Genomic DNA, 13,714 nt, shown 5'->3' on the forward strand with positions numbered 1-13,714 from the left:
TCTCGACATTACCATTTAGTCGACTGTGGAAACGCCGTTCAGGTCTGTTGTCAGTACCTCACTCATATAATCAAAATAAGGTCTCAAGGCTCTAAAAGATCGAATAACTTCATCCTTAAAATCAGGAGAAAGAACTTCCTGATCCGTAAATTTTCTGGTGGCAATAAAGGCCTTTTTTCTGATCAGATCAATGGCCGGATCATCTTTTTGAAATCCTTTGGGTGCCGTTTTCAGTTCATCTCCTTCCAGTCTCCCTCCAAAATATTTTTCAAAATCAGCGGCTGACAAAATTTCTCTTATTTCAGTATCACTGATTTCAAACTCTTTTCTGATCCTGAACAGGTCCTCCTTATTAGGGCCCCAAAAACCACCTGCCAAAAATGATTCTCCCGGACTGATTCTCAAGTAATACCCTCCTCTCAGTCTTTTACCATTTCGACTGAAGGAACCAGCAAAATGAGATTTATAGGGCGTTTTATCCTTTGAAAACCGAACATCCCGATAAATGCGATAAACTTTCAATTTTTCGATTTCATCTTCCTCTGAAAGTCCTTTTTTTATTTCAAGATAGAATTCTTCCATCCCTGACTTCAACTCATCAAACTCAGGTTTGTGCTCTTTGAACCAGACTCTGTTATTGTTTTTCTTCAATTTTTTTAAGAACTCTAATACTTCCTTATTTACTTTCATAATGGATTCCAGAATTATTTCTTTTAATGTTGTCGTAATTATTGAGCAACCTTACTTCCTTTGAAGTATTTATAACTGCTGTATAAAGCAATGAGCAGCAAGAGGCCCGAAGCGATGTAAACAAAATTGGGTATCGGAACCGGATCCCCGGTTGCGTATGAATGAAGCCCCGTCAAATAATAGTTTACACCAAAAGAAGTCATGATGATCGAGAAAAATGCAAATGTACTGGCAATATTAATGGCCAAATCATTATTCAATCGAGGAATCAATCTCATATGCAATACGATGGCGTAAATAATGATACTGATCAATGCCCAGGTCTCTTTTGGGTCCCAGGCCCAGTATCGCCCCCAGGATTCGTTTGCCCAGATTCCTCCAAGAAAAGTTCCGATGCTAAGGATAAACAGCCCCAGTGTCATGGACATTTCGTTAATATAAGACAGTTCCTTAATTTTTGAACCAAGTAAATACTCATTCCTGTCTGATTTAAAAATGATCATCAGCTGGGCCATCACACCCAATAAGGCGGATAAGGCCAAAGGTGCGTAACTACTAATTATCGTAGCAACATGTATCTTAAGCCAGTAGCTTTTTAAAACAGGCATCAGGTTCGTTATCTCCGGGCTCAGCCAATCCAGATAGCTTACAAATAAAAGAGTTCCGGCGAAAATACTCGATAAGGGAAGAGAGAAATCCGATTTTCTGAAAAACAGCAACCCAAAAAGCATCAAACCCCAGGACACGAAAACAATCATTTCATATCCGTTGCTCCATGGAGGGTGACCCCCAATATACCATCTCAATACCAAATTAAAAGTCTGCAACAAAAAAGTAATTAAAGTGATAATTACAAAAAAGTTTATAGCAGTATTGACCAGACTGTTGCGATAGAATATCCGAATAAGAGCAAGGGCCAGTAATATAAAGCCCAGTGTAAAATATGCCTGAAACAACCAGAAATTCAAGTTAAGTTTATTATACCATAATTCAGCTTCGATGCGGTCCTTTGAAGGAATGATATCGGACGCAAGTACATCCTGATATTTTTTGATGTAGGCAAGTTTATCCTCTGCCTGGGTCCAGTTACCGGTTAATTTTGCCTCCTGAATATTTATAAAATAAATGGGTAGTATACCTTTTACAAAACGAGCGTCTTCTTCTTCAAAATCTTTAAAGTCATGATTCGGGTTGAACCAGGTTTTGGAAGGATCTCCCTTTTTGGGGAATATCCTTAAATAGTTTCCGGATAAAACATTAAAAACGAGATTGAATCGTTCATCAACGAGTAAGATCTCTTTATCAAATTCATTTCGTTCCCCAGGCTTTTTTTCATTTGCCTTATGAACGGCCTTTTCTAGGATGTAGTTTTCCTGTACATCCAGTAAATCCTGAAATGAAATCAAGCCATTCTGATTAGGGTTCAAGGAGCTAAAAAGTTCTCCTCCCTTTTTTTTATCGATCTTTATCAATGGCAGGCCATACCAGGTTCCGGGACTCATATGCATTGCCAGAAAAACCTGATTTGCGTCCATTTTAAACTGATCGCCTTTGTAATAAGGCTTACGGGATACTTTTCTCAAAAACTCAGATGCCAGGGTATTTAAAGGCTTTATCCTTCCATCCAGGTCCTGAACCATTAGTTTTCCAAAGAGTTTAGCATGCTTTTCCTGAACATTCTGAAGCATTAGAATACTATCAATAACAGGCTCCTTATTCCTGTTACTATTTTTTTCAAGAGTTTTGGAATTAAGCATATTCACCGAAAGAAACAGTAGAAAAAAGAGCATCTGTCTTGAGTTCAGTTTATTCAATTTCTTACGAACCAAACTAAACCTCGATCCTTTGGAAAACAAAGTGAAAAACATACCCAGACCCATAAATAAATAACCTACATAGGTAACTATGGTACCCGGCCTGTCCTTGTTCACAGCCAGGACAGTACCCTTTTCATCACTGTCATAAGAGGCCTGAAAAAATCGGTGCCCTTTATAATCAAGAACATTGTTCATATATATCCTGTAATCGATTTCCTCATTTTTGTCGATTACAGTGACCTCGCTCGCATAGGAAGAAGGACTCGTAGATCCCGGATATTTTTCCATTTGAAAGTCGCGCAGCTTCAATTTAAAATTAGTTTTAACCTCAAGAGAACCATAAGAGATTTCAAAGTTTAAACCACCTAATGAAATAAGCTTCTTTTCCGGTAAATACCCATGACGATATATTAGTGGAACCTTTTTTGTATCTCCCTCTGTTTCAAGCTCCAAAATCACCAGATCATCGATACGTTCATCGTTATCTTTCGGTTTCTTTGCTCCCGATACCCATTGTAATTTACCTTGCGGTACATATTTTACGACCACAAAAGAAAAATCATGAGACTTATAAAGTGTATTGAATCTTAAAATATGTTTCATCTCAGGTTCCAGGCTTCCTCCTTTTTGCTCTGCCATGACAAAAAAATCGAGTTTCGAAGGTGAAGAAATGAACAACGAGTCATTTTCACTGGTGAACTCTATATCGGTTTTTTGATCCGTATTAAAGCCAATCAGATGCTCATGACCCCCCACTTTCTTTAGAGAACCATCTTTTAGGTAAAGATTTTTACGTCCGTCCCCTGCTGAAACTACCAACGATAAATAGGCTTGCCCACTCTGATCCGTTTCAATAAGTTCTTCCTGTGCATCGCTTATAAAATCGATCAACTCAATTTTAAAAGACTCACCTTCCAGGGATTCCTCAATAGAAAAAGCATTATCCTTAATGGGAGAAAAATAGGCTTCTTCCTGGATCTCCATGTCCTCAGCGTCCTTATGAACCGAAACCTGAAGATAATTTTTATCGGAAATCATACTGTTCGAAGCCGTACCTTCTCTTATTCTCATAATTCCTTCGAAACCCGTATATCGCGTTATTCCCGCTCCGATCAGAATAATAATAAACGCTAAATGAAACATAAGAACCGGCCATTTCCTCTTTTTATATAATTGATATTTAAAAATATTATAAAGAAAGTTAAGCCCCAGAAGAACCATAACAAGTTCAAACCACCACGCATTGTATATCACTGTTCTGGCCGTCTGCGTTCCAAAATCATTCTCGATAAAAGTTGCCGTTGCCATGGCGAAGGCAAAAACGAAAAGAAGGCTTAGCGCCATTTTTGGAGAAAAAAAAATTGAAATCAATCGCTTCATAGAAGGATAATAAAAACCTCATAGATTAGTACCTATGAGGTTTCAAAAATAAGTTATTCTGTTGATTAATTAAGTCCGCTAGATTTTACCTCCATTTTAGCTTCTCTCTCCTTTGCCTCTTCAAGCCAGACAGGAACAAGATCTTTTTTAAAGGTTTCTTTTTCCGCCTCTAGCTTCTTCATGTCCAGGCCAATGAATTCCTGGGCTTTTTCTTTGCTCGCAATATCCGGAACATCAATAGCTTTGTTATGACCAAGGCTCGCTAAAAGACGAGCTAATTTAATTCTTGCATCCTGAACCTTACTCATACCCGTGGCGTAAACTCGTCCGATTTCAACAGGTGAATGGAAAGAACCTCCATGAGAAGCTGCTCCATAATCCCATCGCCATTGAGCGTGTCTGATATCCTGAAGGATGTCTTTCATCTGCTCCTCTGTAGCTCCAAGGTCCCATGCTTTCTTGGCTTCAAGATGTGCCATAACCAGGTCTTTTTCAAGGGCCAGTCTGGTTTCTGTTGATTTTTTTTGTCTTGAATAAACATTTTCTATCAACTTATTGGTTTCCTGGCGGTGACATACCTGACACGAATTAGCAACATTATTTAAAGGAGACTGAATATGATGATCCGTAAATTTCTGGCCACCTTCACTTTTGTAAGGCATATGGCAATCTGCACATGAAACACCTCGGTCAGCATGGACCCCTGTCAAATATACCTCATAACCCGGGTGTTGGGCCTTCAGCATAGGAGCCTTACTTAAAGAATGGGTCCAGTCACTGAATTCAATATCATCATAATATTTTTCCATATCCTCGGCAGTAAATCCATTTTTCCATGGAAAAACCAAATACGGTACGCCTTCCTTTCCAGGAATCTTTTTATTGAAATAGTATTCAACATGACACTGAGCACAAACCAGGGATCTCATTTCCTGATGCGTAGCCTTTGTGATATCCTTGCCCATAACCTCAAAAGCTTCAACCAAAGCCGGTCTTGAAATCTGCAAACTCATATCATTAGGATTGTGACAATCTGCACATCCAATATTATTTACAACTTCCGGTCCTTTTGAGGCCCATTTCCCTGAATAGAACTCGTCAATACCAGTTTCATTCATTAACCTTGGAACATCCGGACTTTTACAGGTCCAGCAAGTGCTTGGCATCGGACCATCATCCGGACCCGTTGGCCCACCTGTCCGTAATGTATTGTGTAAATCTTCTATAGCATAGTAGTGTCCTCTACCCTGATTATAATCTTTTGAAAAACCATATCCTGCCCATAAAATCACAAGATTAGGATCCTCCTCAAGTAAATCAACCATATGGCTTCCCCCTTGATAAGAGGCAAAATTTGTGTCAAGCGTTTGGAGGTATGACTGATATTCTTTCGGAAAATTCTTTCCCCAAACATCATTTCTGGGTTCATTGTCATTAATTTCAACCTTTGGGGTGTAGGCAAACTTTGCTTCATTTTTTCTGTTGATCACACTTGAAGCAAGTATCCCTAAAAGAAACACCACTACCGCAGTTACGACAAATAAGATCCAATTTTTCATATCTCGATATTTTTATTTATTCATTTCTGTTTTTAACCATTCCGGGATCACATCCTTTTCCGGATCAGTAGGAATCGGTGCGATTGTATATTGGGTACTGGCCAATCCGTGTACACGGCCATGTGGCACTTCTCTGTGACATTCCCAGCACTTCCTGTCCGTCCTGTTCGCTTTATGAGCATCGATCCAACTCGTAAGCTTTACATCCGTTACCTTTCCCAAGTGGCACCTGATACAATTATTCTGTACTACTTCGGCCGAAGCTTCCTTCATAAAGATTACCTGAGGTTCATTTCTCATGGTAAATACAGAAGCATGGTACAAGCCATCTTTTGCTTTAAAATAATATTTACTTACAATGTTATCGTTCGGAACATGGCAATCATTACATGTAGTTGCTTCCCTGTGGGAACTATGCATCCAGCTGTTGTATTCCGATGTCATCACATGACAATTCACACAGGTCTTCGGATCATCTCCCATATAGGAGATAACTTCAGATTCTTTTGCTAAAAAAATGGAGAGTCCTACGATGCTTCCAAATATAACTATCGCATAGGGCAACCAGCGCGATTGATATGGAAACAAGTTAAATGCCAATTGTTTGATTAGTTTAATTAGTTTGGTTTCACAAATATATGCAATTAAACAAAACGTCAAAACTTTCAAATATGAGAAATATCATGAATCACATATGATTGTTTTTGTTAGTTTGTGCTGTCAGAAAAATCTGACAGAAAAATCTAACATAAATTCCATTAATTCAGAGTTTTAATTTTTTCGTGACAGAAAACATTTGTTATTTTGCATGAAATAAATTGAAACTCTACTAACTATCAAAATTATGAAAAATATACTTTTTATTGCCTTGACCTTTATTGCCTGTTCTCAGGCATTCTCTCAGGAACTCAAAATGTCCGCCGAATTAAAACCTCGATTTGAGGCAAGACATGGATTTGGTACTTTGGCATCTCCTGAAGACGATCCGGCCTTGTTCATTTCTCAGCGTACTCGTTTGAGATTTGATTTTGCAACAGAAAAATACCAGTTTTTGGTGGATGTCCAGAATGTTGGGGTTTGGGGTGATGTTAGTACCTTATCCAAAGGAGATAAAAATGGTACTTCATTTCATCAAGCCTGGGGTATGTATCATTTTAGCCCAAAATTTGCCATGAAACTTGGGCGCCAGGAAATATCCTATGATGATCAAAGAATTTTTGGTGCAGTGGACTGGGCACAACAGGCCAGAAGCCATGACGCCCTGCTTTTTAAAATTAAACCCGGTGAGAAAAGTCAGCTTGATGTAGGTTTTGCGTTAAATGCAAACGGAGAAACAAATTTTGGCGAAGACTATTTGGTGAACCAGTATAAAAGTCTGCAATATGCCTGGTTTCATACAAATTTTTCGAACAACCTTGATCTAAGCCTGTTGTTTTTGAATAATGGAATGCCATATGATAAAACCGAAAACAACAATACTAAACAAAAAACAACCTACAGCCAGACTATCGGAGGTAGAGTTACCTATAAAAAAGACCGGTTAAGTTTGAACGGAGCCACTTATTATCAGGGAGGAAGTACGCCAAACGCTGCAAAAGATATGACCGTTGATCTCTCAGCATACTATTTAAGTGCAAACGCGAATTTCAAATTGACCGATATATTTAATTTAGGTGCCGGTTTTGAACTTTTTTCGGGTAATGACCAGGATGGAGATTCAAATAAGAATAATGCCTTTAATCCTTTTTACGGAACGAATCATAAATTCAATGGCTGGATGGATTATTTCTATGTTGGAAACCATGCCAATAACGTAGGGCTTTTTGACGTTTACGTTCCTTTGGGAGTGACAAAAGATAAAGTAGGATTAAAGTTGATCCCTCACTTTTTCTCAGCCAACGGGACAATTTTGAAACCAGGATTTGAAAAGGCCGATTCTTATTTAGGAACCGAAATAGATTTCGAATTCAGATATCAGTTAGTGAAAGATGTCATGATCTTTGCAGGGTACTCTCAAATGTTTGCCACTGAATCCATGGAACTTATTAAGGGAGGAAGTAAAGATGAAGTCAACAACTGGGGATGGATCATGGTTACCTTCAAACCCACTTTTTTCAAAAAGAAATTTAACGAACCTAAAGGGTGATCAAATCTCTTTTGAGTCTTATTGGGCTGTAATGAAGAATAAGAAAGTACTGATCATAGGCCTCACCTGGCCCGAACCCGATGCAACTGCAGCAGGTACAAGAATGATGCAGCTTATTCATTTTTTTACATCAAAAGGATACCAGGTGTTTTTTGCTTCTTCGGCTTCAAAATCAACGTTGTCGTATGACTTTCAAAAAACACCTGTTTCTACTTTTGAGATTGAACTCAATAACAGCGCTTTCGATAAAAAAATCATTGAATTAGATCCTACAATTGTATTATTTGACCGCTTTCTAACAGAGGAACAGTTTGGCTGGCGTGTTCAGGAAAATTGCCCTGATGCAATTAGAATACTGGACACTGAAGATCTTCATTTGTTAAGAACTTCAAGACACCTTGCACTTAAAAATAAAACAGATGACTGGAGAAGTTATATAAACAATGATACCAGTAAAAGAGAAATCGCATCTATCTATAAATGCGACCTTTCACTCATCATCTCTGAATTTGAAATGCAGTTGCTGGCGCACGAATTTAAAGTACCGGAAATTCTCCTTCAGTACACCCCTTTTTTAACAAATGAAATTGATAAGAAAACCATTGTCAAACTCCCTGGTTTCAAGGAACGAAAGCATTTCATCACTATAGGGAATTTCAAACATTTACCGAATCAGGATTCCATTTTTTATTTATATCAAGAGATATGGCCTTTGATCAGAAAGGCCTTGCCAAAGGCTGAACTGCATATTTATGGGGCGTACGTCACAGCCAAAGTCCAGCAGTTGCATGATCCTGATAACGGATTCCTTATCAAAGGCTGGGTTGAGGATAAACAAAAAGCATTTCAGCAGTCAAAACTCTGTCTGGCTCCACTTCGCTTCGGTGCGGGGCAAAAAGGAAAACTGCTCGACGCGATGATTCATGGAACCCCTGCAATTACCTCATCAATAGGAGCTGAATCCATGGGGCCCGCAGAAGATTGGGACGATAGAATTTTTGACGACCCTAAGGCCTTTGCTCAAAAATCCATTGAGCTTTATAAAAATGAAAAATCCTGGCTAAAAGCACAGACCGACGGATTTAAAATTATCAATGAAAATTTTAATCGTGAGTTTCATGAAAATTTGCTTGAGAATAAACTTTCTTCAATTTCAAAAAACCTGCAAGCACATCGTGAAAAAAACTTTATGGGAAGCCTTCTGCAGTTTCATCAATATAAAAGTACGAAGTACCTTTCCAAATGGATTGAAGCTAAAAACTTACCTGACGATAAAATAATAGAGAAGAATCCCCCATCCGGTCATTAACAATAACCCTCCTACAGGAGTGACCGGTCCCAGAAACTTCAGGTTGATCTTTTTTGCTTTTGCGTAACACAAAGCATAAATGCTGAAAGAAAACAAAAATACCCCAATGATCATTGTAGATGCAATCATTCGTTCAGTAAAGTCAATGAATTCAAAGTGAAAGCCTAAAATCAATAAGACAATGGCGTGATAGAGCTGGTATTTAACGCCAGTCTCAAAACTATGTAGTACCTCCGCAGGCAAAATACGTTTAAGCCTGTGGGCTCCAAAAGCGCCAAATATTATTCCAAAAAAGCCAAAAACCGCAGCAAAAAATTTAACCAGTAGAAGCATAAAAGAATGTTTTTCAGATCCTGACTCATTAGAACGCCAAAATGACCGCAATATTTTCAATAGCCAGAACGATTAGAATTAAATGACACAAAACCCACATGGAACGCAGACTATTATCTACCCCAAGGATTTTTAAATTAAAGAAATATTTGCCAAAATTATTATGATTTTTAAATTTTTATTAGCACTATTTTAATCATATCGTTAAAATATAGTTAATATAATTAGCAATTCGTAACGTTAGTGGATTTGATTACGTCATTATAATAGAAACCATCAAATTACACAATTATGAAAGCAGATATCAACACATTCGCAACAGAGGACAGAAGGTATGTTCAATTTTCAAATTTCAGAAATGCCAAAAGAATAAAATGGTCAGAACACAGACATTACAGATACTAAGCAGAATCAATTCACGAATCAGTTTTATTAAATATGATTTTCACAAAGGTCAATGATATCCTCATGAATTTTTCTAATTCTTGTCTTGGAAAAACCGTTTTTACGCAGTAATTCGGGAGCTTCATATATTTCTTTACACAGAACTATCCCCTGCCCCAGAAAATACTGCTTTTCTCTTTTAGTCAGAGAAGTAAGAGAAGTTATGGGGAATAACCTTGATTTATTTATCCTGAACTTAAGGCTTTTATTCTCCGGATAATCCCAGCTTACCAATTGTAACCCACTGCATTTCGCATACCGAATCGCGTCCATAGTGAATCTGGTATTCGTAAAGATCCATCCCTGAAATTTTGTAAAACCATTCGTTTTATCCTGTTGGAGCTGACTCTTTATATCATTATACCTGGATTGAATGTATAAAGGAATCTTAATATCATTGCGTTTTCCCTGAGAATTGTGATACTTGCATTCAATGATATAACACTTTTCTTCTTTGCAGGCCAAAACATCAACTTCATGACTCACACATTTCCCTTCCATAATAATTCCTACCTCGGTAGTATAACCATCATGTCTAAAGATATGCCCGATATAATTTTCAAATGGAAATCCTGAGGGGCCCAGTTCCATGATTGCCCTTTTCAACTTATATCGCGCCGCACTGGGCCTTTTTTTCTTTTTTAAGAGCCTGAAGGCTTTGTCGTAAATGGCTTTTGTTGTCATACCGTCAAAAAGGTCGTTTTCGATCTGTCTAACAATGGTTTTGGCAAGTTCATCATCTGCTCTTGCGTTTTTCAGTGATCGAATTAACTTACTCTCATCAAAATCGACAAGGTCACCCGAAAATTTTCTAACTTTTATAGGTTCCTTCATGAATCGAATATAATAAGATATTTTCTTATTCAGGCTAATCGTTGTATTTTTGCCCGTTCAGAAAAATACAAAAACAATGAAGGAATTTTCTCACTTTTTCTACGATTATTTTGTAAAACTTGGAATGACTGATTTAGGTGCAAAATATCTGAATATGGCCATTTTGGTTTTAGCGACTCTTTTAATCATATTTGTTATTGACATCATTATAAGGCGCATATTATTGAATCTTTTTACCAAGTTTTCAGAAAAGACGAAAACTCATTTTGATGATTATGTTGTGAAAAATAAAGTTCCAAGGAACGTTGCTCATATCATCCCTCTTTTGATAGCTCTGGAATTCGTGCCATTTGCCTTTGTTGATTTCCCCTATTTTGAAAATATCGTGGAGAAAGGATTGCAAGTCTTTAGTATTCTCCTCACGATCTGGGTGATTCGTAGTTTTGTAAAAGCCATTCGGGATTACCTGAATACGAAAGAAAGATTAAAGGACAAACCTATAAACAGCTATGTACAGGTAATTCTGATTATTGTATGGTCAATTGGATTATTGTCTGCCTTTGCTCTCGTTACTGGTATTCCATTTTTTAAGTTTATAACAACTTTAGGGGCGGCTTCTGCAGTTATTTTACTGATTTTCAGAGATACAATAATGGGGTTTGTAGCCAGCTTGCAGGTGTCTATCAATGATATGGTTCAAATTGGTGATTGGATCACTTTTGAAAAATTTGGTGCAGATGGTGACGTTATTGAGATCAATCTTGCCACGGTCAAGGTTCAGAATTTTGACAAGACCATAACAACAATACCAACCTATGCCCTAATATCTGATTCTTTTAAGAACTGGCGCGGAATGGAAAATTCAGGAGGTAGAAGGATCAAAAGAGCTGTTGTCATTAAGCAAAGCAGTATCAAATACCTCAATAAGGAAGAAATTAATGATTTGAAGAAAATTGAAATTATAGCAGATTATATCAAGACCAGATCAGCGGATATTGATGATTTCAATTCAAAAAACAAGGTTGATAAATCGGTTTTAATCAACGGAAGAAACCTAACAAACATAGGCCTTTTCAGAAAGTTCGTGGAGTCTTATGTAGAACGTCATTCCGCCATAAACAAGGAAATGATGATCATGACCAGACAACTGGCTCCCACAACTCAGGGCGTACCTATTGAAATATATGCTTTCAGCAAGGACAAAAGGTGGCAAAACTATGAATATATCATGGCTGATATATTTGATCACGTCATTGCTGCTGTGCCTTACTTCGACCTTGAAGTCTTCGAGCTGGCTACAGACTTTAGTTCAACAAATTCATAAGTTATGCATGAACAGGAACCTGGATGGAGTTTATAATAAAATCGGCCACTAAGGTTCCACCTTTCTTTTTGATCATTTCAAACTCATCATTGCCCGCACTTATAAAATCTTTCATCAAGGGTGAAGCCACATGAGGGAACACGCTAAGGGCAAAAATATTAATGATCAATTGCTTGGGATTTATCTCCCTAATTCTTCCTGCTTCAATTTCCTTTTCTACCTGACGATAAAATTTATTTGGATCGGGCATCCTTAAATTGACTATAAATTCCTTCGCAAAATCAGTTTTTGAGTTCAATTTTCTTATCAGTCCCAGGGGTAAAAACTTGTAATCATTAATAAAAGAAACATAGTTGTTGGTAAAATGCCTTATTTTTTCGATCACGGGCATATCTCCATCGAGAATATCTTGAAGTTGGGGCGCAATTCTTCCGTATAATTCAAGAAATACATATTTAAATACTTCATCTTTACTCGAAAAAAGCTCTTTTAATTTCTTTTTGGAGATTCCTGCCTCCTTGGCAATAGAACTCATACTGGTTCCATTGAAACCATTATTCTGAAATTCCAGAATAGCAGCTTCAATGACCTGCTTTTGTTTTGGGGGGAAACTGTTCATTTGTATGTATATATTTTAAAGATAAATGTAAAAAATAAAATTTATCATCCAAAACTGTTTTTGATCATTTAACCTACTAGTAACACACGCGTTAAATCCTTACAGAAACAATTATTTGATTAGATATTCCCTCCCGCGAAGAAACTTTTGATCTTCGTGTTGTCCTTCCGGGATCGTCACAAGCTGTACTCCGTCTTTTTCCTCCCCTAACTCGATTCTGATCAATTCGAACTCGTAGTTATCCTTCGTTTCTCGATTCAACCGAAGAATATAATATTTATTTTCCTTTTCAATGATTGCATTTTTGTCTATTGCTAAAGAGGTTTTCTCCTCCAGAATTATCTTTGCCTGTACAAACATTCCCGGAATGAATCCATCTTCATAGGGCTCTTCAATATGCACATGTACCTTTACGGTTCTGTCTTTTCCAATGGATTTACCTATCAAATGAATTTCTCCATTGTACGATTTTGAATTTGACTCGGGAATCGTGAATTTTACCGTCTGTCCAACTTTTAATTTCAGTACATCCTTTTCAAACACGCTGAGCTCTAAATGCAAATGATCTGTATTGACGATTTCCATGATAACATCAGTCGGACTGACGGGTGAACCCGATTTGACATCAATATGTGTGACGTCTCCTGAAATTGGTGCGTACAATTTTGCTTCCGAGCTCAATATTCCTTTCTCAACCAGCCCTGGATCAATATTAAGAAGCTGAAGCTTCTTTCTTAACCCCAAATGCATTGCCTCAATTGACCGGTACTCACTTTCTGATCTTAAGAAAGATTTTTCTGAAGTTATTTTTTCCTGATAAAGTTCCTTTTGACGTTCAAATTCTGACTTCAAAAATTTAAGTCTCTCCTTCGATTCAAGATATTGTTGTTGAATTTCCAGAAATTCAATATTTTCAATACTCATTAAGAATTGCCCTTTTTTCACTTTATCTCCAACCAGCAGAGGTGTATTTTTTACAAACCCGCCTATCTGTGCTGTAATAACGGCTTTCCCATTTGGGGGAACTTCGATCAATCCTGTTGAGGATACTGTTTTTCCCAATGGATGATGCACCAAATCAATTAGATCCAGGTCCTGCTTTGTAAAATCGTCTTTGGATATCTCTAAAGTTCCATTGACAATCGTTAATTCTGATGAGCTTGATAAAGGATCTGCTTTTTTAGAATCTTTTGAACAGCTGATCATAACTGAAAAAACAAAAAACAATATAATAGTTTGCTTGATTGACTTCATTTTCT

At 37.4% G+C, this 13,714-nt stretch carries 11 protein-coding genes; 3 read left to right on the plus strand and 8 right to left on the minus strand.

Going from position 1 to position 13,714, the window contains the following annotated elements; genetic code table 11:
- Window positions 1-15 precede the first annotated feature (15 nt).
- The 4 genes from LCM02_RS05515 to nrfH all read right to left on the minus strand — a co-directional run bounded on the left by LCM02_RS05515 (window position 16) and on the right by nrfH (window position 6,046).
- Window positions 16-690 (minus strand): DUF2461 domain-containing protein, encoded by a 675-nt coding sequence (locus LCM02_RS05515; RefSeq protein ID WP_224927324.1) that lies wholly within the window; start codon window positions 688-690, stop codon window positions 16-18.
- Window positions 691-728: 38 nt separating this feature from the next.
- Entirely contained in the window at window positions 729-3,887 is a 3,159-nt protein-coding gene (gene ccsA, locus LCM02_RS05520) for a cytochrome c biogenesis protein (RefSeq protein ID WP_224927325.1), read from the minus strand.
- 65 nt (window positions 3,888-3,952) lie between these two features.
- Window positions 3,953-5,446: an ammonia-forming cytochrome c nitrite reductase gene (gene nrfA, locus LCM02_RS05525; RefSeq protein ID WP_224927326.1), complete on the minus strand. Its 1,494-nt coding sequence runs from the start codon at window positions 5,444-5,446 to the stop codon at window positions 3,953-3,955.
- Between the two features lie 12 nt (window positions 5,447-5,458).
- Window positions 5,459-6,046 carry a cytochrome c nitrite reductase small subunit gene (gene nrfH, locus LCM02_RS05530; RefSeq protein ID WP_224927327.1) on the minus strand — a complete coding sequence of 196 codons (588 nt, stop codon included), beginning with the start codon at window positions 6,044-6,046 and terminating at the stop codon, window positions 5,459-5,461.
- 244 nt (window positions 6,047-6,290) lie between these two features.
- On the opposite strand from nrfH, the gene LCM02_RS05535 reads away from it, so the two are divergent.
- Window positions 6,291-7,592 carry an alginate export family protein gene (locus LCM02_RS05535; RefSeq protein ID WP_224927328.1) on the plus strand — a complete coding sequence of 434 codons (1,302 nt, stop codon included), beginning with the start codon at window positions 6,291-6,293 and terminating at the stop codon, window positions 7,590-7,592.
- A gap of 31 nt (window positions 7,593-7,623) precedes the next feature.
- On the plus strand, window positions 7,624-8,901 hold the full coding sequence (locus tag LCM02_RS05540; protein WP_224927329.1) for a glycosyltransferase: 1,278 nt from the start codon (window positions 7,624-7,626) through the stop codon (window positions 8,899-8,901).
- Here LCM02_RS05540 and LCM02_RS05545 read toward each other — a convergent pair.
- Window positions 8,854-9,234 carry a DUF423 domain-containing protein gene (locus LCM02_RS05545; protein ID WP_224927330.1) on the minus strand — a complete coding sequence of 127 codons (381 nt, stop codon included), beginning with the start codon at window positions 9,232-9,234 and terminating at the stop codon, window positions 8,854-8,856. The two genes, LCM02_RS05540 and LCM02_RS05545, sit on opposite strands and share 48 nt — an antisense overlap.
- A gap of 432 nt (window positions 9,235-9,666) precedes the next feature.
- Window positions 9,667-10,512, minus strand: coding sequence for an ATP cone domain-containing protein (locus LCM02_RS05550; RefSeq protein WP_224927331.1), 846 nt, complete (start codon window positions 10,510-10,512; stop codon window positions 9,667-9,669).
- Between the two features lie 76 nt (window positions 10,513-10,588).
- On the opposite strand from LCM02_RS05550, the gene LCM02_RS05555 reads away from it, so the two are divergent.
- Window positions 10,589-11,836 (plus strand): mechanosensitive ion channel family protein, encoded by a 1,248-nt coding sequence (locus tag LCM02_RS05555; protein ID WP_224927332.1) that lies wholly within the window; start codon window positions 10,589-10,591, stop codon window positions 11,834-11,836.
- 1 nt (window position 11,837) lies between these two features.
- Here LCM02_RS05555 and LCM02_RS05560 read toward each other — a convergent pair whose 3' ends face one another.
- Both LCM02_RS05560 and LCM02_RS05565 read right to left on the minus strand, forming a co-directional pair.
- On the minus strand, window positions 11,838-12,455 hold the full coding sequence (locus LCM02_RS05560) for a TetR/AcrR family transcriptional regulator (RefSeq protein ID WP_224927333.1): 618 nt from the start codon (window positions 12,453-12,455) through the stop codon (window positions 11,838-11,840).
- A 111-nt stretch (window positions 12,456-12,566) separates the two neighbouring features.
- Complete coding sequence (locus tag LCM02_RS05565) at window positions 12,567-13,709, minus strand: efflux RND transporter periplasmic adaptor subunit (protein WP_224927334.1); 1,143 nt, start codon at window positions 13,707-13,709, stop codon at window positions 12,567-12,569.
- Window positions 13,710-13,714 lie beyond the last annotated feature (5 nt).

This window comes from Lutimonas saemankumensis, from assembly GCF_020171465.1.
Taxonomy (GTDB): domain Bacteria; phylum Bacteroidota; class Bacteroidia; order Flavobacteriales; family Flavobacteriaceae; genus Lutimonas; species Lutimonas saemankumensis.

Bases quoted from the DNA above. Each gene is read 5' to 3' on its own strand.
- LCM02_RS05515 (WP_224927324.1), bottom strand. From the start codon at position 690: ATGAAAGTAAATAAGGAAGTATTAGAGTTCTTAAAAAAATTGAAGAAA.
- ccsA (WP_224927325.1), bottom strand. From the start codon at position 3,887: ATGAAGCGATTGATTTCAATTTTTTTTTCTCCAAAAATGGCGCTAAGC.
- nrfA (WP_224927326.1), bottom strand. From the start codon at position 5,446: ATGAAAAATTGGATCTTATTTGTCGTAACTGCGGTAGTGGTGTTTCTT.
- LCM02_RS05535 (WP_224927328.1), top strand. From the start codon at position 6,291: ATGAAAAATATACTTTTTATTGCCTTGACCTTTATTGCCTGTTCTCAG.
- LCM02_RS05540 (WP_224927329.1), top strand. From the start codon at position 7,624: ATGAAGAATAAGAAAGTACTGATCATAGGCCTCACCTGGCCCGAACCC.
- LCM02_RS05545 (WP_224927330.1), bottom strand. From the start codon at position 9,234: ATGCTTCTACTGGTTAAATTTTTTGCTGCGGTTTTTGGCTTTTTTGGA.
- LCM02_RS05550 (WP_224927331.1), bottom strand. From the start codon at position 10,512: ATGAAGGAACCTATAAAAGTTAGAAAATTTTCGGGTGACCTTGTCGAT.
- LCM02_RS05555 (WP_224927332.1), top strand. From the start codon at position 10,589: ATGAAGGAATTTTCTCACTTTTTCTACGATTATTTTGTAAAACTTGGA.
- LCM02_RS05560 (WP_224927333.1), bottom strand. From the start codon at position 12,455: ATGAACAGTTTCCCCCCAAAACAAAAGCAGGTCATTGAAGCTGCTATT.
- LCM02_RS05565 (WP_224927334.1), bottom strand. From the start codon at position 13,709: ATGAAGTCAATCAAGCAAACTATTATATTGTTTTTTGTTTTTTCAGTT.